This is a genomic window from Novosphingobium sp. SG754, from assembly GCF_013149315.1.
Classification (GTDB): Bacteria; Pseudomonadota; Alphaproteobacteria; order Sphingomonadales; family Sphingomonadaceae; genus Novosphingobium; species Novosphingobium capsulatum.
Window position 1 is genome coordinate 978,135 of the sequence record NZ_JABGCC010000001.1, and the last position, 24,940, is coordinate 1,003,074.

The following is a 24,940-nucleotide window of genomic DNA, read 5'->3' on the forward strand; positions in this document are numbered from 1 at the left end:
TCGCAGGGGGGAAGGCGAATGGACGATCTGGCGCTGGCGCGGCATCTGGCCGCTGAGGCGGGGCGCATCCTCATGGATTTGCGCGCCGCCGGCACGCACGAGGGCAAGGCGCTGGGCTGTGAAGGCGATGCGCGGGCCAATGCCTTTCTCATGGCGCAGATCGCGCAGCACCGTCCCGACGATGGCGTGCTGAGCGAGGAAACGGCCGACACGCCGGCGCGCCTGGGCAAAAGCCGCGTGTGGATCATCGATCCGCTGGACGGCACGCGCGAATATGGCGAAGGCCGCGCCGACTGGGCGGTGCACGTGGGCCTGGCGATCGATGGCAAGGCCGTGCTGGGCGCGGTGGCGTTGCCGGGAGAGGACCTCGTGCTCGACAGCGGCGGGGTGGGCGTGATGCCCGCCATGGCCGCCGTGCCGCGGCTGCTGGTCAGCCGGTCGCGCCCCGCGCATGAAGCGGTGGAAGTGGCCCGCGCGATTGGCGGCGAACTGCTGCCGATGGGTAGTGCCGGGGCCAAAGCCATGGCCGTGGTGCGCGGCCAGGCGGAAATCTATCTGCATTCGGGCGGTCAGTATGAATGGGACAACTGCGCGCCCGTGGCCGTGGCGGCCGGCGCTGGCCTGCATGTCTCGCGCATCGACGGCGCGCCGCTGGTCTACAACAACGCCGATACCTGGCTGCCCGATGTTTTGATCTGTCGGCCTGAATGGGCCGACAGGGTGCTTGAGGAAGTTGCCCGGATCGGCGATTGACGCAGCGCAGCGATAACTTTGACCCAGGCGAGGACCCCATGATCGATCCCAAGCATTTCCGCACCGTTCTGGGCGCTTACCCCACCGGCGTTTGCGTGATCACCTCGGTCGACGAGGCGGGCGTGCGCACGGGCCTGGTGGTCGGTTCGTTCACGTCGATTTCGCTCGATCCGCCGCTGGTGGGCTTTTTCCCTGACAAGCGATCGAGTTCCTGGCCGCGGATTGCCGCCACCGGACGGTTTTGCGTCAATGTGCTGGGCGCCGACCAGCTGGACCTGTGCCGCCGCTTTGCCGCCCGCGCCGACGACAAGTTTGCCGAACTGGCCCATGGCCACACGCCGTCCGGGCAGCCGCTGCTCGACAATGCGCTCGCCTGGATCGACTGCCGCATCGAGCGGGTGGACGATATCGGCGATCACTGGCTGGTGGTCGGCGCGGTTGAGGCGCTGGATGCGCGGGCCGGGGGAACGCCGCTGCTGTTTTTCCGTGGCCAGTATCACGATGCGGTAGAGATCGCCCAGGGCGTGTGATTGCCCGCGCACGGCCACCAATTTGCGCCATTTCCGCGCTAATTGTGGCGTGGTTGACGCGGATCAAAGCGGACCCCACGCGATCGGCCTAGACCGGAAATCGCCGAAGGGAACAGGTCTTTCCAACCCGGACAGCCTGTTCGTTTCGCGTGATTTCTCCCCAACTCGGGCGGCATGCCTTGCTTGCCGCCCCCCTTTTCGTTGGGGTGGCCTTATCACACTTTGGTCTAATAAGGCCGTGTCTTGTCATTGTCTTGGCGCGCGCAAGATGGTAATTGCACGGCCATGTCTTCTTGCGAAACCTGCGTCGTCCGCAACCGGGCCATCTGTGCCGGACTCGACAATCAGGAGATTGTCGCGCTCAATGCCATTGGGCGCCGCCGCAGCGTGTCTGCTGGGGAGCCGTTGATCTGGGAAGACGACGATTCGCTGCTGGTCGCCAATGTGATCGATGGCGTGCTCAAGCTCACGACGAGCACCGAGGATGGTCGCGAGCAGATCGTGGGTGTGGCCTATCCGTCCGACTTCATCGGGCGCCCGTTTGGTCAGACGAGCAAGGCCAGTGTCGTGGCGCTGACCGATGCGCGGGTCTGCGTGTTCTCGCGCAATGATTTCGATCGCTTTGCCCGCAGCCATCCCGAGTTGGAGCACAAGCTGCTGGAACGCACCCTGGCCGAGCTTGATCGCACGCGGTCGTGGATGATGCTGCTGGGCCGCAAGACGGCGCCGGAAAAGATCGCGACGTTCCTGCTGGAAATGTCGGATCGCCTGGCCGAAACCGGCTGCACCCCGATCACGCGCGGCCCGGCCAAGCGCTTTACCCTGCCGTTCTCGCGCCAGCAGGTGGCCGACGTGCTGGGCCTGACGATCGAGACCGTCAGCCGCCAGTTCACCAAGCTCAAGAACGAGGGCGTGATCGACCTGCCGGCGCGCCGCGACGTGGAAATTCTCAATCGCGCCTCGCTGGTGGCGCTCGCCGGCTGATCCAGCCGCCGCGCCGATCACACGATCAGCAGGCGATGTGGTGAACCGGACAGCGCCTTGCGCCGATCCGGCCACCACATGCCAGTGATTTGCGTGGCCGATCAGCTTTCCGGCATGGCCGCAGCGCGCAGCGCATAGGCGCCGGTCTCGCCATTGTTCGCGCTGGTCACGCGGACGATATAATCGCCTTCCGTATCCGGCGTGAATGCAATGAACGCGTTCTTGCCGCCGCCGCTGTCATCATCCTGGGTGATCGGCTGGTCGGTCGTCTTGCCTTGCGCATCGAAGATCTGCAGCACCGGGTCGATCGCGTCGCTCTTCAGGAAGAACAGCATGGTCTGGCCGCTGTTGACGTGGAAGATGAACTCGTCCTCGTACTTGCCGCGGATTTCGCCATCAGACGCTTCCAGCGTGCCGCCATAGGTTTCCAGGCGCAGCGCGGTGGTGCTTTGCGGCTTGGCCTTGATCGGGGCGGGCAGGGGGCGCACCTCGCGCAAGGTCAGCTTGTAGTCCGCGCCGGGCTTGGCGCCGTCCACGGCCTTGACGCGGACGCGATAGGTGCCGCTGCGCGTCGGGGAAAAATCGAGCAGCGCGTTGTTGCCTTCGCCGCCGTCATCATCGTCGGCGATCACCTCGGCATCGGGATCGGTCAGCGTCATGGCCGGATCGAACGCCTCGGAATCCACGCCGATTTCGTAGCGTTTGCCCGCAGTCAGCTGGATCGGATAGCTGGCATAGATTTCGCCATCGCGGGGATTGCGGCGATCGAGCTTGCCGGCATAGGTAATCGCCTGTGCGCGCTGCGCCAAAGCCTGTTCCACGCCATCGCTCTCACCGGCCAGCATGAGCCCGAGGGCGATGAGGATTTTCCGTTTAGCCTTGGCAGCCATGTATGTCGTCTCCTGCTTGCGATGGGGGCGGGCCGTCGCATTGGGCCAGAGGGGCCGGCAGCCGGACCACCCGCCTGATTTAGCATATTCTATTTATTTGAAATTTTTTGTGACGGAGACGATCGTCTGTCAAGGCTGCGGCGCACCCACGGACGTGGTTGGCGCACATGAAAACGGGCGGGCCGATACCAGGGGATCCCAGACCCTGGACCGACCCGCCCGCTGGCCCTGCATACGACGGATATGCAGGGCTATCGGTGCAACGGCTTAGAAGCGGTAGGCGACGCCCGCGCTGAGCACCCACGGGTCCATGCGGTGGCGCGTGGCCAGCGCTTCGGTGCCATTGGCGGTGTAGAAGTGCGCGGTGGTGCTGATCCAGTACTTCTTGGCATCGAGCGTGAGGCCAAGGCCGGTCTTGGTGATCGGAATGTCGATGCCACCCTGGACCACGACACCGGCATCGTTATCGAGCTTTACGCGCGTGGCGCCCAGTGCCTGGGCGGTCGACCCGGCGCGTTCGTCGATATAGAAGAACCAGGCCCCACCGGCGCCGACGTAGGGCTTGATGCCGCCGGGCAGGGTGAGGTGATACTTGGCCGTGACAGTGGCGGGCAGGATCAGCGCGTGATCGACCAGCGCGGCCCCGGCGAGCGAGCCCGCCCCGGTGACGTGGTGCGCGGTAAAGCAGCAGATCGTTTCGACCGAGACATTGGGCAGGGCGAAGTATTCGATCGCCAGCGTGGGGGTGAAGCTGTTGTTGCTCGCGTCGGTCTGCGCGCCGGCGGGCAGGCCGATCAGATCCTTGCGCACCGCGGTGATCTTGCCATCGGCCAGAACCGAGGTGGCCAGCACCTTGACCTGCCACTTGCCGGCCGGTGCCTCATCGGCCGCCAGCGCGGGAGAAGCGAACGCCAGCGCCAGGGCGGCGGCACCAAGAGCTTTGCCAAGAACCTTTTTCATCACGCGTTTCCTAGTCAGATGCAGCATGCACCGCTGCAGGCTGCGCCACTGCAGGCGGCCTGCCCCTCGCAGGCTCCGTTCCCTCTGGCGTGGCACCGTCAATGGCGGGCGACGCGATTCGCTACATTGACGCAACGCAAAAAAGCGCAAGTTCCCAACAATTCGTTCACCGCACAGGTTATTTGACTCGTATCAATGTGAAAGACCGGCAATCGGCGCAGGGGCACAATCTGTAGTTTGGCATGGAAGGGAAGGGTCCATGGAACAGGTTCTGTTGCGCGCCGGCCTATGGTTTGGCGCGCTTGTCCTGGCGGTGGTTGCCTGTGCTCTGGCAGTTGACCAGGGTTTTGCGATTCATATGGCGATCTTCGGGATCGCCGCCGCCATCGCGCTGTGGGTTACCATCAGCGGCAAGAGCGTCGACAATGCAGTGCGCGGTATCCTGCGCATGCCCGATCAGGGCCGCTATGACGACGATGTGATTCGCTGGGGCGTTATCGCCACGGTTTTCTGGGGGATTGCCGGATTTACCGCCGGCCTGTGGATTGCGCTGGAGCTGACCTGGCCCCAGCTCAACTTCGGGCTGGAATGGATCAACTTCGGCCGCCTGCGCCCGCTGCATACCTCGGCGGTCATTTTCGCTTTCGGAGGCAATGCGCTGATCGCCACGTCGTTCTACGTCGTGCAGCGCACCTGCCGGGCGAGGCTGGCCTTCCCCGGCCTCGCCCGTTTTGTGTTCTGGGGATACCAGCTGTTCATCGTCATTGCGGCGACCGGCTACCTGCTGGGGATCACGCAGGGCAAGGAATATGCTGAACCGGAATGGTACACCGACCTGTGGCTGACCATCGTTTGGGTGGCCTATCTGGCGGTGTTCGTCGGCACGATCGTGAAGCGTAGCGAGCCGCACATCTATGTGGCCAACTGGTTCTACCTCTCGTTCATCCTGACCGTGGCGATGCTGCACATCGTCAACAATCTCAACATCCCGATCAGTCTGTTCGGATCGCGGTCCTACCCGATCTTTGCCGGGGTGCAGGGCGCGCTGGTGGAATGGTGGTATGGCCACAACGCGGTGGGCTTCTTCCTGACCGCCGGTTTCCTGGGCATGATGTATTACTTCGTGCCCAAGCAGGCCGAACGCCCGGTCTATTCCTATCGGCTGTCGATCATCCACTTCTGGGCGCTGATCTTCCTCTATATCTGGGCTGGGCCGCACCACCTGCACTATACCGCGCTGCCCGATTGGGCGCAGACGCTGGGCATGGTGTTCTCGGTCATGCTGTGGATGCCGAGCTGGGGCGGCATGATCAACGGGCTGATGACGCTCAATGGCGCGTGGGACAAGATCCGCACCGACCCGATCATGCGCATGCTGGTGATGAGCCTGGCGTTCTATGGCATGAGCACGTTCGAAGGCCCGATGATGAGCGTGAAGAGCGTCAACTCGCTCTCGCACTATACCGACTGGACCATCGGCCACGTGCATTCCGGTGCGCTCGGCTGGAACGGCATGGTGACGTTCGGCGCGCTCTATTACCTGGTGCCGCGCCTGTGGAACCGCGAGCGGCTCTATTCGCTGCGCATGGTCAACTGGCACTTCTGGTGCGCCACGCTGGGCATCGTGTTCTATGCCGCCTCGATGTGGGTGGCGGGGATCACCCAAGGGCTGATGTGGCGCGAATATGGGCCTGACGGCTATCTGGTGAACAGCTTTGCCGAAACCGTGGCCGCGCTGCACCCGATGTATGCCCTGCGTGCCTTTGGTGGCCTGCTCTACCTGAGCGGCGGGGTGATCATGGTGATCAACATCACCAAGACGATCCTGGGCCAGTATCGCACCGAAGCCCCCATGCACGATGCCGCATTCGATCCCGCCAAGGATCGCCCCATCGTGGCCCAGCCGGCCTGACCGCCCGCGAGATAAGGAAACTCGAACAATGTCCAGCATTGTTGAGCGTCACAAGACGCTGGAGCGCAATGTCACCCTGCTGGCAGTCCTTGCCTTTGCCGCGGTGACGATCGGCGGGATCGTGGAAATCGCCCCGCTGTTCTGGATCGACAACACCATCGAGAAGGTGGAGGGGATGCGCCCCTACACCCCGCTGGAGCAGGCCGGCCGCGACATCTACGTGCGCGAGGGCTGCTATGTCTGCCATAGCCAGATGATCCGCCCGTTCCGCGATGAGACCGAACGCTATGGCCATTACAGCCTGGCGGCGGAATCGATGTACGATCACCCGTTCCAGTGGGGATCGAAGCGCACCGGGCCGGACCTGGCCCGTGTGGGCGGCAAGTATTCGGATGAATGGCATGTCCAGCATCTGAAAGACCCGCGCTCGGTCGTGCCGGAATCGATCATGCCCACCTATCAGTTCCTGGCCGGGCGCCCGCTCAACCAGGGCGACATGACGGCAGAGCTGCAAACGCTCTACACCACCGGCGTTCCCTATACGAAGGACCAGATCGCCAAGGCCAACGACGACCTCAAGGCCCAGGCCGACCCGGAAAACGCCACCGAGTTCAAGAAGCGCTGGCCCAAGGCCCAGGTGCGCGACTTCGATGGCGATCCAACCAAGCTGACCGAGATGGATGCGCTGGTCGCCTATCTCCAGATGCTGGGGACGCTGGTGGACGTGAATGCGCCTGCTGCCCAGGAAGACCTGGCCAAGGAGAAGGGGCGATGAGCACGTATGACGCGCTGCGCCATTTTGCCGACAGCTGGGCGCTGGTGGTGATGGGCGCGATTTTCCTGGCCCTGTGCATCTGGCCGTTCCGCCGCGGGGGCAAGTCCTCCGGCAGGGAAGCGGCCAACTCGATCTTCACGGAGGATCACGATGGCTGACAAGCGCATCGACGAACCCACCGGCGTTGAAACCGTCGGACACGAATGGGACGGCATCGAAGAACTCAACACGCCCTTGCCGCGCTGGTGGCTGTGGACGTTTTACGCCACAATCGTTTTCGCGATCGGCTATGTGGTGGTCTATCCAGCCATCCCCGGCCGCCATGCGGCAACCGCGGGCACGCTGGGCTGGACCAGCCGTGGCGCGCTGGACAAGGACCTGAAGGCGGCCGATGCCGCCCGGGCCCAGACCCGCGCGGCGATTGCGGCAACGCCGGTGGAAAAGCTGGCGGACAATCCGCAACTGCTGCGTGCCGCGATCGAGGGCGGGGCCGCCGCGTTCAAGCAGAACTGCGTGCAGTGCCATGGCGCGGGCGCGGCCGGCTCCAAGGGCTATCCCAACCTCAACGATGACGACTGGCTGTGGGGCGGCGATATCGCCACGATCCACCAGACGCTGGAACACGGCATCCGCTATCCCGGTGACGAGCAGACCCGCGTGAGCCAGATGCCCGCATTTGGCAAGGATGGCATCCTGACCGCCGCCCAGGTGCAGGACGTGGTCAGCCACGTGCGCGTGATGAGCGGGCAAGACAAGCCCAATGCTTCGTCCACGCGCGGAGCGCAGATCTTTGCCGACAACTGCAGCGTGTGCCACGGCGCCAATGGCGAGGGCAACCGCACGGTGGGCGCGCCGCGCCTCAATGACAAGATCTGGCTCTATGGTGGCGATCGCGCCACGCTGACGCAGACCGTCACCTATGCCCGCCAGGGCGTGATGCCGGCCTGGGGGCAGCGGCTGGACCCGGTCACCATCAAGATGCTGGCCGCCTATGTCCACTCGCGCGGGGGCGGGGAAGCCCTTCCACCTGCAGCGCCTGCGGCGCCGGCAACGGCCGCCGTTGCCCAAGCAAGGTAACCCAGACCATGCCCGCTGATCCCAAGCTCAAGCTGGTAGCCTCCACCCCCGCGCCGCAAGGCGGGGGTGGGGCACCCCACGAACCATCGCTCTATGCCCGGCGCGAACCTGTTTGCCCGAGCAAGATCGATGGGCGGTTCCGGCGCTTCAAATGGGCCGTCATGGCGTTTTGCCTGGCAGTCTATTGGGGCACGCCGTGGCTGCGCTGGGATCGCGGGCCCTGGGCGCCCCACCAGGCGGTGCTGATCGACCTGGCACATCGCCGGTTCTACATGTTCGGCATCGAAATCTGGCCGCACGAGTTCTATTTCGTGGCCGGGCTGCTGATCATGGCGGGCATCGGCCTGTTCCTGGTCACATCGGCGGTGGGCCGGGCGTGGTGCGGCTATGCCTGCCCGCAGACGGTGTGGACCGATCTGTTCCAGCATGTCGACCGCCTGATCGATGGTGACCGCAACGCGCAGCTGGCGCTGGACCGCGCCCCGTGGACGGCGCGCAAGGTGACCAAGCGTGTGGCCAAGTGGGCCATATTCCTGGGCATCAGCTTTGCCACCGGCGGGGCGTGGATTTTCTATTTCGCCGACGCCCCCACGCTCCAGCGCGAATTCTGGACCGGCACGGCGCCGGGCGTCGCCTATGGCTGCGTCGCCGTGCTCACGTTCACCACGTTCTGGTTGGGCGGATTCATGCGCGAGCAGGTGTGCGTCTACATGTGCCCCTGGCCGCGCATCCAGTCGGCCATGCTCGACGAAAAGTCGCTGATCGTTACCTACAAGGATTGGCGGGGCGAGCCGCGCGGATCGCTCAAGCAGGCCAAGCGCCTGCCTGGCGCAGTGGGCGACTGCATCGACTGCAAGCAGTGCGTGGCGGTGTGCCCCACCGGGATCGACATTCGCGAAGGCGCGCAAATTGGCTGCATCACCTGCGGCCTGTGCATCGATGCCTGCGACCGGGTGATGGGCCAGGTCGGCCGCGCGCGCGGCCTGATTGACTATTGCACGCTCGATGATGCCGAACACGAACGGCAAGGCGGGGCAGCCAAGCCGTTGATCCGCGCGATCTTCCGCCCGCGCACGCTGGTCTACCTGGGCCTGTGGGGTGGGATCGGTCTGGCGCTGCTGTTCATGCTGGGCCAGCGCACCCGGCTCGACCTGTCGGTCGCGCGCGACCGCAACCCTGAATTCGTCCAGCTTTCCAACGGTTCTGTGCGCAATGGCTTCACCGTCAAGCTGCGCAACATGGAAGACCGGCCGCGCCAGGTCGTGCTGTCGCTCGATGGCTTGCCGCAAGGCGCGATCTATAGCGACGAGATGGACGCAGCCGCCGCGCGGCCCGCGCTGGGCTTCACCGTGCCGGCCGATACCACGCAGCGCCTGCGCATCTATGCCGTGGTGCCCGGCGGTGCCGCGCAAGAGCGGCATTTCACCTTCCGCCTGACGGCCCAGGCCGGGCCCGGCGAACAGCCGGCGCAAGATGCCGTGAAGACCGAATTTTCCGCCCCCGGCGACACCGACTAGCAAGGAGCACAGCCGATGACCCAGCATCGTCTTCCGCAAGATGCCATGCCCGTTACACGCGTGGCCCGCCCGTTTACTGCCCGCCCGTTTACTGGTCGCCACATGGCCGCGATCCTGATCACATTCTTTGGCGTGGTGATCATCGTCAACGTCGTCATGGCGCGGCTTGCCCTGTCAACGTTCGGCGGGGTGGTGGTGGAAAATTCCTATGTCGCCAGCCAGAACTTCAACCGCTGGCTGGGCGAGGCACGCAGCGAAAAGGCACTGGGCTTTGCCGGCAGCATCGCGCGCGACGAGACTGGCGCGCTCGCGGTGGTGCTGAACGATGCGCAGGGCCATGCGATTGCCGGGGCGGCGGTGACCGCGCTGGCCGAACATCCGCTGGGCCTGCGTGATGACCTGGCGCTCAGCCTGAATGAAACGGCGCCGGGCCATTATCGCGCCGCACTGCCTGGCGGGCGCTGGCGCATCAAGCTCAAGGTCGTGCAGCATGGCGCCACATGGCGCATGATGGGCGACGTGGGATGACCCGCGCCGCCCAGACCCTGGCGCCGGCCGATACGGCGGCACCGGCACCGCTGCACACCGCGTTGTCGGTGCCGGGCATGCATTGCGGCGGCTGCATGGGCAAGGTGGAGCGGGCGCTGGCCGCCGTGCCCGGCGTGGTCGCCGCGCGCGCCAATCTCACTGCGCGCAGCGTCGGCGTCGATCACGTGGCGGGGGTGGCCGTGCCCGATCTGGTGGCAGCGTTGGCGGCCACCGGCTTTGCCGCGCAGCCGCGCGCCACCGTGCTGGAACAGGCGCCTTCTGCCGTGCGGCCGTTGCTGGCACCGCTGGCCGTGGCGGCGTTTGCCTGCATGAACGTGATGCTGCTGTCGGTCAGCGTGTGGTCGGGGGCCGATGGCGCCACGCGCGATCTGTTCCACTGGCTTTCGGCGCTGATCGGGGTGCCGGCGATTGCCTATGCCGGACGGCCGTTCTTTGCCTCGGCATGGGGCGCCTTGAAGCACGGGCGCACCAACATGGATGTGCCGATCTCCATCGGCGTGACGCTGGCCACCGCGCTGTCGTTCTATGAAACCGTGACTCACGGGGCAGAGGCGTGGTTCGATGGCACGCTGATGTTGTTGCTGTTCCTGCTGGCCGGGCGCGCGCTGGATGCGATGATGCGCGATCGCGCGCGGGCCGGGGTGGATGCCCTGCTGCGCCAGGCCGCGCCGGGGGCCATGGTGGTGGCCGCCGATGGCACGCCCGCTTGGCTGGCGGCAACAGACCTGGCGCCGGGCATGGTCATGCGCGTGGCCGCCGGAGAGCGGCTGGCTGCCGATGGTGTGATCCTGCGCGGGGCGAGCCGGCTCGACCGCTCGCTACTGACCGGCGAGAGCGCTGCCGTGGCCGCCAAGGTGGGTGACCTGGTGCTGGCCGGCACGCTGAATGAAGAGGCGCCGCTCGACGTGGAAGTGCGCGCGATCGGCGAGGATACCGCCCTGGCCGAGATCGCCCGCCTGATGGAGACGGCTGGCCAATCGCGCTCGCGCTATGTGCGGATCGCCGATCGCGCCTCGCGCCTCTATGCCCCGGCGGTGCACAGCCTGGCGGCGCTGACCTTTGTCGGCTGGATGCTGGCCGGGGCCGGGCTGTACAAGGCGCTGGTGATTGCCATCGCCGTGCTGATCATCACCTGCCCCTGCGCGCTGGGGCTGGCGGTGCCGGTGGCGCAGGTGGTCGCGGCGGGCGCGCTGATGAAGCGCGGCGTGCTCATCAAGGACGGCTCGGCGCTGGAACGGCTGGCCGAAGTGGACCGCATGCTGATCGACAAGACCGGCACGCTCACCCTGGGGCGCCCGGTGCCCGACGCCAGCGCACTTGATGCACTGACGCCACAGGAAGCCGGCGTCGCGCTGGCGCTGGCCAGCCACAGCCGCCATCCGCTGTCGCTGGGCCTGGCGGAGGCGCTGGCCGCGCGCGGGGTAAAGGCGGCGCCGCTCAGCGAGGTGGAGGAAGTGCCCGGACGCGGGGTGACCGCGCTGTGGCAGGGCATTGCCGTGTCGCTGGGCCGGCCATCCTCGCCCGCCGGCGGCATGGCGGCGGCGCTGGCGCTGGGGGCTGATCCGGTGCGCCTGATCGGCTTTGCCGACAGCCTGCGGCCCGATGCCCAGGCCGCGCTGGCGGCCCTGCGGCGTCAGGGGCTGGAAGCCTCGATCCTGTCGGGCGACAATGCCCAGGCGGTGGCCCAGGTGGCGCGGGAAACCGGATTGACCGCGCAGGCCAGTGCCTCTCCGCAAGACAAGCATGACGCGATCGCGCGGCTGACGGCCGGCGGGCGCCGGGTGCTGATGGTGGGCGATGGGCTCAACGATGGCCCGGCGCTGGCGGCGGCCCATGCCTCGATCGCGCCGGGCACGGCCAGCGATGTGGGGCGCCAGGCCGCTGACGTGGTCTTTACCGGCACCTCGCTCATGGCACTGCCGCGCTGCGTTGCCATGGCCCGCGCCACGATGCGGGTGGTGCGCCAGAACTTTGCCCTGGCGATTGCCTACAACCTCCTTGCCGTGCCTCTGGCGATGGCGGGGCTGGTTACGCCACTGATCGCGGCGGTCGCGATGTCGACCTCCTCGCTGATCGTCGTGGCCAATTCCCTGCGGTTGTCGTGGGTGGGGGGAGACGTGGCATGACCTCTATCGCCGTTCTCATTCCGATCGCGCTGGGCATGGGCCTGATCGGGCTTTGCGCGTTTTTCTGGGCGCTGCGGCGCGGGCAGTTCGTCGATCTCGATGGCGCGGCGGCACGCATCCTGATCGACGAGGCCGACGAAGTGGACCGGCAGCCATGACCCGCCGCGGCCGCCTGTGGCTGGTCACGCCGGCCTGCGTGCTGGCCGTGCTGCGGCTGGTGCTGCCGGCGCCCGCGCTGGCGCAGGTGGGCGGTGGCAGTGCCTTTGCCGTGCCGATCTGCGGCGAGGCGGGCCATGTCCTGGTGATCCGCATTCCCGGCCAGGGCCAGCAGCGCAAGCCGCAGGGCGATGGCACCGCGCCGTGTTGCGCGATTTGCCATAGCGCAATGCGCAAGCGCGCCACGGGCGATAGCTGCTGTGGCGAGGAGGACGATGACGATGTCGCTTGAAGCAGGCCCAGCTGCCCAGATGAACACCGCCGTTGCCGCGATTGCCGGGGCGATGCCGCCGCAATCGGGCGAGCGATTCGATGATTGGACCTGGTACCCCGAACTGCTGGCGCGGCCGGTGCCGCGCTATACCAGCTATCCCACGGCGGCCGAATTTGCCGATGCCGATCTGGCCGATGCGCAAGCGCGCGCACTGGGCCTGCTGCGCGGGCCGGTCTCGCTCTATCTGCATATCCCCTATTGCCAAGAAATCTGCTGGTATTGCGGCTGCAACACCGGTGCTGCCAACCGCAGCCAGCGCCTTGCCGCCTATCTCGGCGCGCTTCACCGCGAAATCGAAATGGTGGCCCAGCTGATCGGGCCGCAGGCGCGGATCACGCGGATCGCCTTTGGCGGGGGCAGCCCCAACGCGATTTCACCCACCGATTTCGTGAGGCTGATCGATACGCTCACGCTCAATTTCCGCCTGGCGCGCCCGGTCATCTCGCTTGAACTCGATCCGCGCAGCCTCATGCCGCAGTGGTTCACCGCGATCGCCGGGATCGGCGTGATCAAAGCGAGCCTGGGCGTGCAGACTTTCGATCCGCGCGTGCAGGCGGCGATCGGCCGCGTGCAGCCGCAGGACGACATTGCCCGCGCGATGGATGGCCTGCGCGGCGCCGGGGTGGATTCGATCAATTTCGACCTGATGTATGGTCTGCCCCATCAGGACGAGGCCGTGCTCGACCAGACGCTGGATACCGCCATTGCCATGGCGCCCGATCGCGTTGCGCTGTTCGGCTATGCCCATGTGCCGCACGTAGTGCCGCGCCAGCGGCGGATCGACGTGGCCGCGCTGCCGGGCCAGCGCACCCGCTTTGCCATGGCCGCGCAAGGATCGGCGCGGCTGCGCGCGGCGGGCTATGACGCGATCGGGTTCGATCACTTTGCCCTGCCGGATGATGACCTGGCCAAGGCGCGCCGCAATGGCACGCTGCGCCGCAACTTCCAGGGCTTTACCGACGATAGCGCCGGCGCGCTGATCGGCCTTGGCGCCTCGTCGGTCGGGGTCTTTCCCGGCCTGCTGGTGCAGAACGAAAAGAATGCCGGGCGCTATCGCCAGCAGCTGGAAAGCGGGCGCCTTGCTGGCACGCGCGGGGTGGTCCAGACGGTGCAGGACCAACGCCGTGCGGCGGTGATCGAGACGCTGCTGTGCCAGGAGGCGGTAGACCTGCCGGCCGACCTGCTGGACGAAGCGCGCGACGGCCTGGCGCCGTTCGTGGCCCGCGGCCTGGCACGTATCGAGGGGCAGCGCCTGGTCCTGGCACCGCACAGTGCGCCCTATCACCGCTCCATCGCCGTGCTGTTCGATGCCTATCGTGGCGGCGGGCACCAGTTCAGTTCAGCGGTGTGACCAGAACGCGGCGGCCAAGCCGCCGGCGCGATTTTTGCCACACTTTGAGGAAATAGCTATGCGCCCGGTCTGTTAGCGGGTGCACAACTGCGCGTTGAGGGGCTAGGCTTTTCTCCTGCCAAATGCGGGGAGAGTTCATGAAGCCGATCGAAGCCATCATGCGCACGGCGCCTGTCATTCCGGTGCTGGTGATCGATGATGTGGCCCATGCCCTGCCAGTCGCCCGCGCCCTGGTGGCCGGCGGCTTGCGCGTTCTTGAGGTCACGCTGCGCACGCCCGCCGCGCTCGACGCGATCACCGCGATGAAAAGCGTTGAAGGCGCCATCGTCGGCGCCGGCACGGTGACCAATCCCGATGAACTCAAGGCCGCGATCGACGCCGGGGCCGAGTTCATCGTGTCGCCCGGCCTTACCGATCGCCTGGGCCAGGCGGCGGTGGATGCGGGCATTCCGTTCCTGCCCGGCACGGCCTGCGCCGCCGATATCATGCGCGGCCTTGACCTGGGGCTGACGCATTTCAAGTTCTTCCCGGCGTCCACCTCGGGCGGGTTGCCTGCGCTCAAGGCGCTGGCCGCGCCGTTCTATCAGGCGCGCTTCTGCCCCACCGGCGGGATCAGCGCGGCAACCGCGCCCGAATGGCTGGCGTTTGATCGCGTGCTGTGCGTGGGCGGCAGCTGGGTCGTGCCCAAGGGCGCGCCGGACGAGGCCGAGATCGAGCGCCTGGCGCACGAGGCCTCGGCCCTCGCCAAGGGCTGAGGGGCCCAGGCGCGGGTGGCGGGCAGGAAAGTTCGCTCGACAGGAAAGCCGGATGGCGCAGCAAGGCCAGCAGGGGGGAAACGGCAGATGAAGACCGTCGCAAAGCTTAGGGACCGTTTGCGCAAGCTGCATGAACGGACGTCTGAAACGCCGCTGTTCAATCCGGTTTTTCAGCTGAGCCACGATCTGTCGCGCGATCTGGAAACCGGCGCCCTGTCGCTCGACGACATGGAAGGCCTGGTGGCCGAGCTGGAATGCGAGGCCTTGCAAAGCCGCGCTGGACGCCTGCGCCGCCTGGTCGCGCCGACCGATCCGCAGGAAAACCTGTCCCGCATCGCGGCCCTGCTGGACGAGGAAGACGGCTTCAGCCAGTTCCGCGCCCGCTGGGAAAAGCCGCTGTTGCACGGCGTGTTCACCGCCCATCCCACGTTCCTGCTCAACCCGGCGCAGGCCGATGCCGTGGCCACCGCCGCGCTGGCCGACGATCCGCTGGCGTCCACGGTCTGCGCGCTGCCGGCCCACGGCCCCAAGATCACGCTGGAATTCGAACACCTTGAGGTGTGCAACGCGATCGAGCGCGCCGGCCGCGCGCGCGACCGCATCAACGCCACGCTGCTTTCGCACGCCCGCCAGCGCTGGCCTGGCCGCTGGCTCGATTTCCGCCCGCTGCCGTTCCGCTTTGCCACCTGGGTCGGCTATGACATGGATGGCCGCACCGACATCGGCTGGCACACTTCGATCGCGTTCCGCCTGCGCGAAAAGGCGCGGCGCCTGGGCACCTATCGTGCCAGCCTGGCTGGCCTGGCGCCCGATCATGCGCTGATCGCCACGCTTGATGCGGCGCAGATCCATGCCTCTGATATGGCGGAGCTGTTTTCCCGCCCGCTCGATACGCCCGAAGCGCTGGGCGCTGCCGCCAACCGCATGACGGCCGACGATCCGGCCAAGCTGCTGAGCCTGGCGCCGCTGATCGAGGCGCTCGAAGCCGATGCGGCTGCGGCTGAGGATGGCGATCTGGCGGTGGGCCTGGCCACTCTGGCCGGCGCCATGCGCGCCGATGGCCTGGGCATGGGGTGGATTCACTTCCGCGTCAATTCCTCGCAGCTTCACAACGCCTTGCGCCGCCGGATCGACCCGGAAGGCACGCTCGACATCGCCAGCAAGAGCGCGATCTCGCGGCTGCGTGAGCTGCTGGCCGAGGTCAAGCCGCTGCGCGTCAACTTTGCCGCGCTCGCGATCGAGACCAGCACGGCGATCCGCCAGTTCCTGGCGATGGCGCAGATCCTGCACCATATCGATGCCGATGCGCCGATCCGCATGCTGATCGCCGAATGCGAACAGCCGCAGACCGTGCTGGCCGCGCTCTATTTCGCCAAGCTGTTCGGCATCGATGACAAGGTCGATGTTTCGCCCTTGTTCGAAACCGAAACCGCGCTGGAACATGGCGGCCGCTTCCTGGAAGCGCTGCTGGCCGAAGAAGCCTATCGCGATTACGTGCGCCGCCGCGGCCGCGTGTCGATCCAGACCGGCTTTTCCGACGCTGGGCGCTTTATCGGCCAGCTGCCGGCCGCGCTTGCGATCGAGCGCCTGCAAGGCCGCCTGGCCGAGGCGATGACCAACAACGGGCTGGCCGATGTGGCCGCCCTGGTGTTTGACACCCACGGCGAATCCATGGGGCGCGGCGCGCATCCCGCCGGCTTTGCCGATCGCCTGACCTGGCCGCTCAGCCGCTGGGCGCGCCGCCGCTTTGCCAAGGCGGGCATCGCGCTGGAAGCCGAAGCCAGTTTCCAGGGCGGCGATGGCTATCTGTTCTTCCGCAACGACGATCTGGCGCTGGCGACGCTGGCCCGCATCGCCGAAGCCGAAGTGGCGTTCACCGCGCCAGCATCGCGTGATCCGTTCTATGATCGCACCGATCTCAGCCTCGATTTCTATCGCGCAATCCGCCGCGTGCAGCGCGATCACCTGAAAAGCGCGACCTATGCCCGCGCGGTGACGGCGTTTGGCCTGGGCATGCTGACGCCCACGGGCAGCCGCGTGTCACGCCGCCAGTCCGATATTTCGGCGGATCGCTCGATGAGCTTGCGCCAGATCCGCGCGATCCCGCACAACGCCATCCTGCAACAGATCGGCTATCCGGTGAACGTGATCGCCGGCGCGGGCACGGCGGCTGGTGACGAGATGGAGGCGATTGCCGAACTCCTGGGCCAGTCTGACCGGGGCAACCAACTGGTGCGCCTGCTGCGCGCGGCCAATGGCCTGGCCTCGATCAAGACGGTGGCCGCCTATGGCGAGCTGTTCAATTCCGCCTATTGGGCCAGCCGGCCCTATCGCGGCACCGAGACCGCGCTGGAAGCAGCGTGCATGGCCCTGGCCGAATACCTGACCAAGGACGATCGTTCGGGCGTGTTCCGCCGCCTGACCTCGCGCCTGCGGGTGGACTGGATGAAGCTGCACCGCCTGCTGGCGCTGGTGCCGGGCATGCCGTCGGGGCGCGATCCGGTGGTCGATGCCGAACGGCGCAATATCGGCCTGCTGCAGGCCGTGCGCCTGTCGCTGCTGATGCACATGTTTCTGCGCGCGGTGCAGGTGCCGCCGTTCTCCCGTTCCAACGACGTGAGCCGCGACGACGTGCTGGAAATGGTGCTGTCGCTGCGCGTGGACGATGCGCTGGCGCAGCTGCGCCGGGCCTATCCGGTGGCGATGCCGCACGTCGCTGATTTCAGCGTGGACGAGCCGAGCGACTTTCCCGATCACGAGGGCGAAGATTATGGCGCGATCCGCGCCCGCTTCATCGACCCGATTGAGCGGGCGCACGCGCTCAACCTGCGCGTGGCGGTGGCCGTGGCCAACTACTTCGGCGCGCACGGCTAGGGCACGCAGAGCTTAAACGCTGCGGTTTTCGCCCAGGCGGCGGTGCCAGGCCATGGCCGCCGTGCCCGCCAGCATGCGCAAGGTGCCCAGTCCCTGGGCATGGGCCATCGCGCCGCTGGTGCGGTTGATCAGGCCACCCAGATCGTGCAGCGCGGTTTCGGCCTCGATGCTGGCGAGGCCGGCGGCGCGGCGCACCGTTTCGATCTCGGCAAAGGGGCGGGCGGCGCTGACCGCGTCGAAATAGGCGCGGTTGGCGGCAATGCCTTCGGCGATGCGCCCGGGCAAGGACGCGCCGAAATCGGGCCACAGCAGGAAGACCGCGAGCAGGGCCGCCAGGCTGCCGATGACATTGTCGATCATCCGCGCCGCGGCAATGCCTTCGCCGGGATGGAGCATGGCCGTGACGATCACGAACAGCATCGTCAAGAACACCACGAACACGGTGTAATTCACCGCGCGCAGGGCAATCGCCACGCCGGCCAGCAGTGTGGCGAGGCACGCCAGTGGCACGGTTTCCGCCCCGCCGAGCAGCAGCAGGGCCGAAGCGAAGAGCCCGCCCAGCACGCTGCCCAAAATGCGTTCGAGGCAGCGCGCCCAGGTGACGCGCACCCCGCCTTGCAGGACGACAACGACTGCCATCGCCGCCCAATAGGGATAGCCCAGCCCAAAGGTGAGCGCGGCGGCATAGACCGCCACCAGCCCGGCGGTCTGCCGCAGGGCCTGTTGCACCGCCGCGCGCGACAGGGGGCGGGCGCGCAGCACACCGCCCGCGGCCCGCAGCGGTGCGGTGGGTGGGACGGGGGCGGCAAAGGCCTGGGCCATGGCCAGGGTGCAGCCAGCGCACAGGTCATCGCGCAGCCCGCGGGCCAGGGCGTGCAGGCGGCGCAGTGCCCAGGGCAGGGCGGCAGGTTCCGCGATGCCGGGCGGCGTGGCGCGGTCGTGCATCCAGGCGAGCAGCGCGGTGCGGCAGGCCCGCGCCACGGCCAGCCGCTCGCGCGCCGAGCCGACCTGCTCGATAAAGCCCTGGTCCAGTGCGATCAGCGCGCCAAACAGAGTTTCGGCCGTGGCCAGCGCCTGGTGATGGGGGGCAAGGCCGGTAGTCTGTACGGCATAGCGATCGAGCAGGCTGCGCAACCGCTCTACCGCCAGGCGCACGGTGCGGCGATGCTCGGCATGTTCGCTGTGCCACGCGCCATCGCGGTGCGGGCCTTCACCCAGGCTGACCAGGCTTTCGGCCATGTCGAGCAGGCGCACGATCACGGCATCGCTGGCGCGCACCAGCGGGCGCAGCGCATCGATCGGCCAGAGCAGCGTGATCAGCAGAAAGGCCCATGTCGCCCCGGCGAGAAAGGCCAAGGCCTGCGCGCCAGCGAGGTGCAGCCCCTGCGGAAAGCCCACGGCCACAACTGCCACCACGCCGAGCAGCGTGCCGAGCAACCCACCATAGGCAATGCGCCCGCACGCCAGCAGCACGGCAAACACCAGGATCGGCCCCAACAGCAGCCCGGCCATGGGCCAGAGCGCGGCGAGCGCACTGCCGGCAAAGGCCATGGCCGTGCCCGCGCCCAGGAACGTGCCCAGCATGCGCCGCCGCACCGCATCGGGTGCCGGGGCATCGCACAGGCAGGTCCAGAATGCCGCGAAGACCGACCAGCCCAGCACGGATAGCCCGCTGGCCAGGGCCAGCGTCAGCGGCGCGCCCACCGCCAGCGCGGCGCGCAGCCCCTCGGCCAGGTCGAAATGCTCGGGGACAAGCCCGAACGAGCGCAGTTCGAGCCGCCGCGCCACCCAGCGCAACATGCTGTCGGGGCGGCGCCTCATGAGGGGCAGCGTGGCAAGCGGGGCTGGGGCGGGATCGGGCATGGCAGAGCCGCGCTCCTGCCCAGCGGCAGGGAGCGCAGCAATTGCCATTCTTGCATTCGCAGTTGCGCCGCGGTCATCGCACCAAGGTGCGGCCGTGCTTCACCGGCCGGGCCGGAGCGTGGAACACGGCGCCAGCCGAAAGGCGGCTGCCGCGCACGACCAGCAGGATGCGGTCGCCCGCTTCGATCCGCACGTCTTCGCCGGGATGCTGGATCTGCTGGCCACCGGCGCGATCGATCTGGACGATGAAATAGGCGCCGTTGCCGCGCCGCTCTGCCTCGCCCACGCTGGCCCCGGTCAGCGCGCCCTTGGCCGGGCAGGTCACCACCTCCAGATCCAGCCCGAAATCGTGCAGCTTGCGCTTTACATCGCCCATCGGGCTGTTTTCCCCCATCGCCGCACCGGTGGCGGGATAGAGGATCAACTCGGTGATGCGCTCGGCCCCGATGTGGGTGGGCAGCACGACCTTGTCTGCGCCGGCGTGGAACAGCTTGCTTTCGGTGGACGGCGCCTCGCCCCGGGCGATGATCTGGACGGCGGGGTTGAGATTGCGGGCCGAGAGCGTGATGAACACGTTGGCAGCATCGTCGGGCAAAACCGTGGCCAAGACCTTGGCGCGGGTGATGCCCGCCTCCTTGAGCGTTTCTTCCAGCGTTGCCTCTCCCACCAGGGTCAGGAAGCCATGGCTGCGCGCTTCTTCGGCCTTGGCAGGCGAGCGTTCCAGCACCAGGAACGGGTGTCCCGCCTCTGCCAGCGCCTTGGCCAGTTGTACGCCGATGCGGCCATAGCCGCAGATGATGGTGTGCCCGCTCAGACGTTCGATTTCGGTGTGCATGCGATCAAGCCCCAGAAGGCGGCGGAACTGGAACAGGGTGAAGACCTGGACGAGCGCGCCGGTCAGCACGATCATCCCGGTGCAGCCCAGCACGATCGTCATCGTCGTCCACAGCCGCAGGAACGTGCCATCGATCGGCCGCACTTCGCCATAGCCGACCGAAAAGATCGTCAGCAGCACCATGTAGGCGGCATCGCCCAGCGGCCAGCCGGCGCGGACATAGCCCATCGTCGACACCGCAAACAGCGCCACGACATAAAGCAGCGTGCCCGCCAGCAGCCGCAAAGGTGAACCCAGCACGCTGTTGGCGCCATGCGAGAATGCCGATTCGCTGCCCTGCCTGATGTCTGCCATTGCCCCCGTCCGGCCTGGAGTGTGGCGGGCGATCATGGTGCTGTCCAGCGCGCGGGCGCCACTCAGTGCGCACTGATGGCGTCTTCCACGCGGGCGAGGGCGGCAGCAAGCGGATCGGTTTCACCCAGCAGGCGGAACGTGCCGTTGAGCGCGAAGAAGCAGTGACCGTGCACCGTTGCCAAGAGCGAGCGCGCCAAGGGCTGGGCCTCTGCCCGCCGGGCGGGGGGCAGGGCGGCGGCCACTTCGCGCACCACGACATCGGTGATCGCGGTGACGCGGGCGGTGTAATCGGGTGGCGGCACCTCGTTTTCCGGCAGGCGGAAATCGTAGAGCGCGGTCCAGGCGTGGCGATGGTGGCTGGCAAAATCGAAATAGGCGGCGATCGCCTGGGCCAGGCGGTTTTCGCTTTGCCCCGCCAGCCGATCTTCCAGGGCGGCGCGCCACAGGTCCAGCGTGTGGCCATTGATGGCCAGCATCAGCGCATCCAGGCTGCCCATGACGTTGTAGATCGTGCCGATCGAATAGCCGATGCGCTTGGCCACCTCGCGCGCGGAAAAGCGGGCAAAGCCCACTTCCGACAGCTGGCGATGCCCTTCGCGCACGATCATGGCGTGCAGTTCTTCGCGGGTGTGATCGGATCGGCGGCCCATGCCGACTGCTTTAACCGAGAAAATGAACACCGTCTAATTATTTAATTGAACGATGTATAATTCTGTGGGAGGTACTGGGCCACCGCCGGTGAGTCGCGGCGGGAACGGGTAACATTCGGCAATCCTTAAGCTGTTTTCCGCCAATCACGGGCCGGGGCAGCGCAGACGGGGTAAAGGCGCATGGCGAAATCTGATATCGGGCTTCTGGGCACACGCCGGTTCGGGCCGATTTTCGTGGTGCAGTTCCTGGGCGCGTTCAACGACAACCTGTTGAAATTCGCGCTGCTGTTCCTGGCCAACTTCGGCCTCTACGCCGCCGCGCCCGACAAGGCCAAGATGCTGGCGGCAGTGGCCACCGGCCTGTTCATCCTGCCCTATTTTCTGTTTTCCGCGCTGGCCGGACAACTGGCCGATGGCATGGACAAGGCGCGCCTGGTGCGCTGGATAAAGGGGGCCGAACTTGCGATCATGGCGGTGGCCATGGCCGGTTTCTGGCTGCTCTCGGTGCCGCTGCTGCTGGCCGCGCTGTTCCTGATGGGGCTGCATTCCACGCTGTTTGGCCCGGTCAAGTATTCGATCCTGCCCCAGCATTTGCGCGGGGACGAGATCATGGGCGGCACCGGCCTGATCGAGGGCGGCACGTTCCTGGCCATTCTCGGCGGGCAGTTGCTGGCTGGGGTGATGCCTTCGCACCTTGCCGGGCTGGCGTTGACGGGGCTGGCGCTGGTGGGCTTCCTGGCGAGCCTGGCCGTGCCGGCGGCGCCCGCAGGCCGCTCGGTCGAGCGGCTGGACTGGAACCTGTGGCGCGGCACCATGGCCATTCTGGACGATGCCCGCGCCATTCGCCCGGTGTGGGGCGCGATCCTGGGCACCAGCTGGTTCTTTGCCGCCGGCGCCGTGCTGGTTTCGGAATTTGCCCCGCTGGTCAGCGGCACGCTGGCGGCGCGGCAAGACGTTGCCACGCTGTTCCTGATTGTGTTCTCGCTGGCGATCGCGGCCGGTTCGGTCTGCGTCAACCTGCTGCTCAAGGGCGAAGTATCGGCGCGGTGGGTGCCGCTTTCCGCGCTGGGCCTGGCGGCCGGACTGATCGACCTGTGGATTGCCGCCAGCGGCTTTTCGGTGGAAGTGGCCGGTGCCTCGATCGGGCAGTTCCTGGCGACCGACGGTGCCTGGCACATTCTGATTGACCTGGGCGTGATCGCCTTTTCCGGCGGCATGTTCATCGTGCCGCTGTACGCCATCATCCAGGTGAAAAGCCCGGTGGAGCAGTGCTCGCGCCTGATCGCGGCCAACAACGTGGTCAATGCCGCGCTCACCGTGGCGGTGGTGCTGGTCGTGGCTGGCCTGCTGGCGCTGGGCGTGGACGTGCCCGATCTGATCGGCGTGCTGGGCTTTGCCACGCTCGCCGTGGCGCTGGCCAGCGTGTGGCTGCTGCCCGAAACGCTGTTCAAGGACGTGATCCGCCTGACGCTCAAGGTGCTCTATCGCGTAGAGGTGCAGGGCCTTGAACACATGCCGCGCGCGGGCGAGGGGGCGGTGGTGGTGGTCAACCACCTGTCGTTCCTGGATGGCGTGCTGCTGGGCGCGTTCCTGCCGGGCAAGCCAACCTTTGCCGTCCACACCGCGATCGCCAAGTCGTGGTGGATCCAGCCGTTTCTCAAGCTGTTCAAGGCCTTTCCGGTCGATCCGACCAACCCCATGGCGGCCAAGGCGATGGTTCGCACGGTGCGCGGTGGCGCGTGCCTGGTGATCTTTCCCGAAGGCCGCATCACGGTGACGGGCGCCTTGATGAAAGTGTTCGACGGACCCGGCATGGTGGCCGACAAGGCCAATGCGCCGATCATCCCGGTGCGCCTGGATGGCCCGCAGTTTTCGCCGTTTTCCTATCTCAAGGGCAAGGTGAAGCTGCGCTGGTTTCCCAAGGTTTCGCTCACCGTGCTGCCGCCGCGCCGCTTTGCCATCGACGGTGAGATGACGGCGCGCGCCCGCCGGGCCGAGGCAGGCCGTCGCCTCTATGACGAGATGAGCGGCATGATCTTTGCCACGTCGGACACGCAGACCACGCTGTTTGCCGCCCTGGCCGAGGCGCGCCGCCTGCATGGTGGCAAGACCCGCGTGCTCGAAGACATCAAGCGCGTGGCGTTGAGCTATGACAAGCTGCTGGTTGCCGCTGGCCTGCTGGGCAAACGCTTGGAGCAGGGCTCGGCCGTGGGTGAGGTGGTGGGCCTGCTGATGCCCAACGTCAACGGCGCGATGGCCGCATTCTTTGCGCTTCAGGCGATCGGCCGCGTGCCGGCAATGCTCAACTTCACCGTGGGCGCGGCGGCCATGCGCTCGGCCTGTGCCACCGCAGCAGTGCGCACAGTGGTGACGGCGCGCGCGTTTGTTGCCCAGGCCAAGCTGGAAGAGGTGATTGCCGCACTGGAACAGGATGGCGTGGCGGTGCGCTATCTCGAGGATATCGGCGCCACCATCGGCGCGGGCGAAAAGCTCTGGGCGCTGCTGCGCGTTGGCCGGCTGGCCCGCGCCCATGCGCGGCGGCGGATCGATGCCGATGCGGCGGCGGTGATCCTGTTTACCAGCGGGTCGGAAGGGCTGCCCAAGGGCGTGGTGCTGTCGCACCGCAACCTGCTGGCCAACTGCGCCCAGCTTTCGGCGCGGATCGATTTCAACAGTGCCGATGTGGTGCTCAACGCGCTGCCGGTGTTCCACTCGTTTGGCCTGACGGGCGGCACCCTGCTGCCGCTGCTCAATGGCATTCGCGTGGTGATGTATCCCAGCCCGCTGCACTATCGCATCGTGCCGGCGCTCGCCTATGACGCCAATGCCACGATCATGTTCGGCACCGATACTTTCCTCGCCGGCTATGCCCGCATGGCCCATACCTATGATTTCTATGCGCTGCGCTATGTCTTTGCCGGGGCGGAAAAGGTGAAGGACGAAACCCGGCGCACCTGGGCCGACAAGTTCGGCCTGCGCATCCTCGAAGGCTATGGCGCGACAGAATGCGCGCCGGTGATCGCGGTCAACACGCCGATGCACTTCCGCGCTGGTACCGTGGGCCGCCTGCTGCCCGGGATCGAGACGCGGCTGGAACCGGTGCCCGGCATTGCCGAGGGGGCGCGCCTCTATGTGCGCGGGCCCAATGTCATGGCTGGCTATTTCCTGCCCGCGCAGCCTGCCGCGTTGCAACCGCCGGCGGATGGTTGGCACGATACCGGCGATATCGTCACTATCGATGCCGAAGGATTCGTCACCATTCGCGGCCGGGCCAAGCGGTTTGCCAAGATCGGCGGCGAGATGGTGTCCTTGCCGGCGGTAGAGGCGCTGGCGGGCGGGCTGTGGCCGCAGGGCGCCCATGCCGTGGTCACTCGCCCCGATGCCCGCAAGGGAGAGCAACTGGTGCTGTTCACCACCCAGGCCGATGCCACCTTGCGCGCCTTGCAGCAGTGGGGGCGGCAACAAGGCGCGGCAGAGCTGGCCATTCCGTGCGAAATCCGCGTGCTCGACGCCCTGCCGGTGCTGGGAACGGGCAAGGTGGCTTACGTAACGCTGGGCGAATGGGCCGTGCAGGGGGCCGCGGTCGCGCTGGCAGGCGAAGAGGAGAGCGCCTGAGCCGCAGCGGGCATACATCGCGCAGTCAGGATAATTTGGGCACAGATCGCTCGCCATTTATCCTGCGCCCGGAGATCCTG

Annotated in this window: 21 protein-coding genes; 16 read left to right on the forward strand and 5 right to left on the reverse strand. The window is 66.9% G+C overall.

Features of this window, described 5'->3' with window-relative positions:
* Positions 1-18 precede the first annotated feature (18 nt).
* The 3 genes from FHW97_RS04530 (at position 19) to FHW97_RS04540 (ending at position 2,267) form a co-directional block, all read left to right on the forward strand.
* Positions 19-753 carry a 3'(2'),5'-bisphosphate nucleotidase CysQ gene (locus FHW97_RS04530; RefSeq protein WP_107716667.1) on the forward strand — a complete coding sequence of 245 codons (735 nt, stop codon included), beginning with the start codon at positions 19-21 and terminating at the stop codon, positions 751-753.
* A gap of 38 nt (positions 754-791) precedes the next feature.
* Positions 792-1,283: a flavin reductase family protein gene (locus tag FHW97_RS04535; protein WP_022676404.1), complete on the forward strand. Its 492-nt coding sequence runs from the start codon at positions 792-794 to the stop codon at positions 1,281-1,283.
* Positions 1,284-1,568: 285 nt separating this feature from the next.
* Positions 1,569-2,267 carry a Crp/Fnr family transcriptional regulator gene (locus tag FHW97_RS04540; protein ID WP_022676403.1) on the forward strand — a complete coding sequence of 233 codons (699 nt, stop codon included), beginning with the start codon at positions 1,569-1,571 and terminating at the stop codon, positions 2,265-2,267.
* 101 nt (positions 2,268-2,368) lie between these two features.
* Here FHW97_RS04540 and FHW97_RS04545 read toward each other — a convergent pair whose 3' ends face one another.
* Together FHW97_RS04545 and FHW97_RS04550 are read right to left on the reverse strand one after the other, a co-directional pair.
* A complete protein-coding gene (locus tag FHW97_RS04545; protein WP_171798131.1) occupies positions 2,369-3,157 on the reverse strand; it encodes a PPC domain-containing protein in 789 nt (262 codons plus the stop codon).
* A 267-nt stretch (positions 3,158-3,424) separates the two neighbouring features.
* Positions 3,425-4,117, reverse strand: coding sequence for an OmpW family protein (locus FHW97_RS04550; RefSeq protein WP_171798132.1), 693 nt, complete (start codon positions 4,115-4,117; stop codon positions 3,425-3,427).
* 259 nt (positions 4,118-4,376) lie between these two features.
* On the opposite strand from FHW97_RS04550, the gene ccoN reads away from it, so the two are divergent.
* The 12 genes from ccoN to FHW97_RS04610 all read left to right on the forward strand — a co-directional run bounded on the left by ccoN (position 4,377) and on the right by FHW97_RS04610 (position 17,543).
* Complete coding sequence (gene ccoN / locus FHW97_RS04555) at positions 4,377-6,029, forward strand: cytochrome-c oxidase, cbb3-type subunit I (RefSeq protein WP_022676400.1); 1,653 nt, start codon at positions 4,377-4,379, stop codon at positions 6,027-6,029.
* Between the two features lie 28 nt (positions 6,030-6,057).
* The gene (ccoO, locus tag FHW97_RS04560) at positions 6,058-6,804 is read left to right on the forward strand and encodes a cytochrome-c oxidase, cbb3-type subunit II (protein ID WP_022676399.1); all 747 of its coding nucleotides are present in this window, start codon (positions 6,058-6,060) and stop codon (positions 6,802-6,804) included.
* A complete protein-coding gene (locus tag FHW97_RS04565; RefSeq protein WP_022676398.1) occupies positions 6,801-6,962 on the forward strand; it encodes a CcoQ/FixQ family Cbb3-type cytochrome c oxidase assembly chaperone in 162 nt (53 codons plus the stop codon). The genes ccoO and FHW97_RS04565 overlap by 4 nt, the downstream gene beginning before the upstream one ends.
* On the forward strand, positions 6,955-7,881 hold the full coding sequence (ccoP, locus tag FHW97_RS04570; RefSeq protein WP_171798133.1) for a cytochrome-c oxidase, cbb3-type subunit III: 927 nt from the start codon (positions 6,955-6,957) through the stop codon (positions 7,879-7,881). The genes FHW97_RS04565 and ccoP overlap by 8 nt, the downstream gene beginning before the upstream one ends.
* Positions 7,882-7,889: 8 nt before the next feature.
* Positions 7,890-9,398 (forward strand): cytochrome c oxidase accessory protein CcoG, encoded by a 1,509-nt coding sequence (ccoG, locus tag FHW97_RS04575; protein WP_171798134.1) that lies wholly within the window; start codon positions 7,890-7,892, stop codon positions 9,396-9,398.
* A gap of 15 nt (positions 9,399-9,413) precedes the next feature.
* Positions 9,414-9,926 (forward strand): FixH family protein, encoded by a 513-nt coding sequence (locus FHW97_RS04580; protein WP_253941546.1) that lies wholly within the window; start codon positions 9,414-9,416, stop codon positions 9,924-9,926.
* Positions 9,923-12,073, forward strand: coding sequence for a heavy metal translocating P-type ATPase (locus tag FHW97_RS04585; protein WP_171798135.1), 2,151 nt, complete (start codon positions 9,923-9,925; stop codon positions 12,071-12,073). The genes FHW97_RS04580 and FHW97_RS04585 overlap by 4 nt, the downstream gene beginning before the upstream one ends.
* Entirely contained in the window at positions 12,070-12,231 is a 162-nt protein-coding gene (gene ccoS, locus FHW97_RS04590) for a cbb3-type cytochrome oxidase assembly protein CcoS (protein ID WP_171798136.1), read from the forward strand. The genes FHW97_RS04585 and ccoS overlap by 4 nt, the downstream gene beginning before the upstream one ends.
* Positions 12,228-12,521 (forward strand): hypothetical protein, encoded by a 294-nt coding sequence (locus FHW97_RS04595; protein WP_171798137.1) that lies wholly within the window; start codon positions 12,228-12,230, stop codon positions 12,519-12,521. Before ccoS ends, FHW97_RS04595 begins: the two co-directional genes overlap by 4 nt.
* Positions 12,522-12,573: 52 nt before the next feature.
* A complete protein-coding gene (gene hemN / locus FHW97_RS04600) occupies positions 12,574-13,914 on the forward strand; it encodes an oxygen-independent coproporphyrinogen III oxidase (protein ID WP_171798230.1) in 1,341 nt (446 codons plus the stop codon).
* Between the two features lie 137 nt (positions 13,915-14,051).
* Positions 14,052-14,669 carry a bifunctional 4-hydroxy-2-oxoglutarate aldolase/2-dehydro-3-deoxy-phosphogluconate aldolase gene (gene eda, locus FHW97_RS04605; RefSeq protein WP_171794156.1) on the forward strand — a complete coding sequence of 206 codons (618 nt, stop codon included), beginning with the start codon at positions 14,052-14,054 and terminating at the stop codon, positions 14,667-14,669.
* Between the two features lie 87 nt (positions 14,670-14,756).
* Positions 14,757-17,543 carry a phosphoenolpyruvate carboxylase gene (locus FHW97_RS04610; RefSeq protein ID WP_171798138.1) on the forward strand — a complete coding sequence of 929 codons (2,787 nt, stop codon included), beginning with the start codon at positions 14,757-14,759 and terminating at the stop codon, positions 17,541-17,543.
* Between the two features lie 12 nt (positions 17,544-17,555).
* Here the strand turns inward: FHW97_RS04610 and FHW97_RS04615 are convergent, their stop codons facing one another.
* The 3 genes from FHW97_RS04615 to FHW97_RS04625 all read right to left on the reverse strand — a co-directional run bounded on the left by FHW97_RS04615 (position 17,556) and on the right by FHW97_RS04625 (position 21,245).
* Positions 17,556-19,364, reverse strand: coding sequence for an FUSC family protein (locus FHW97_RS04615; protein WP_171798139.1), 1,809 nt, complete (start codon positions 19,362-19,364; stop codon positions 17,556-17,558).
* Between the two features lie 115 nt (positions 19,365-19,479).
* On the reverse strand, positions 19,480-20,595 hold the full coding sequence (locus tag FHW97_RS04620; protein ID WP_062785530.1) for a TrkA family potassium uptake protein: 1,116 nt from the start codon (positions 20,593-20,595) through the stop codon (positions 19,480-19,482).
* 62 nt (positions 20,596-20,657) lie between these two features.
* On the reverse strand, positions 20,658-21,245 hold the full coding sequence (locus FHW97_RS04625) for a TetR/AcrR family transcriptional regulator (protein ID WP_022677308.1): 588 nt from the start codon (positions 21,243-21,245) through the stop codon (positions 20,658-20,660).
* Positions 21,246-21,425: 180 nt separating this feature from the next.
* Here FHW97_RS04625 and FHW97_RS04630 point away from each other — a divergent pair, with 180 nt between their 5' ends.
* Positions 21,426-24,860 carry an acyl-[ACP]--phospholipid O-acyltransferase gene (locus tag FHW97_RS04630; RefSeq protein ID WP_171798140.1) on the forward strand — a complete coding sequence of 1,145 codons (3,435 nt, stop codon included), beginning with the start codon at positions 21,426-21,428 and terminating at the stop codon, positions 24,858-24,860.
* Positions 24,861-24,940: the final 80 nt, after the last annotated feature.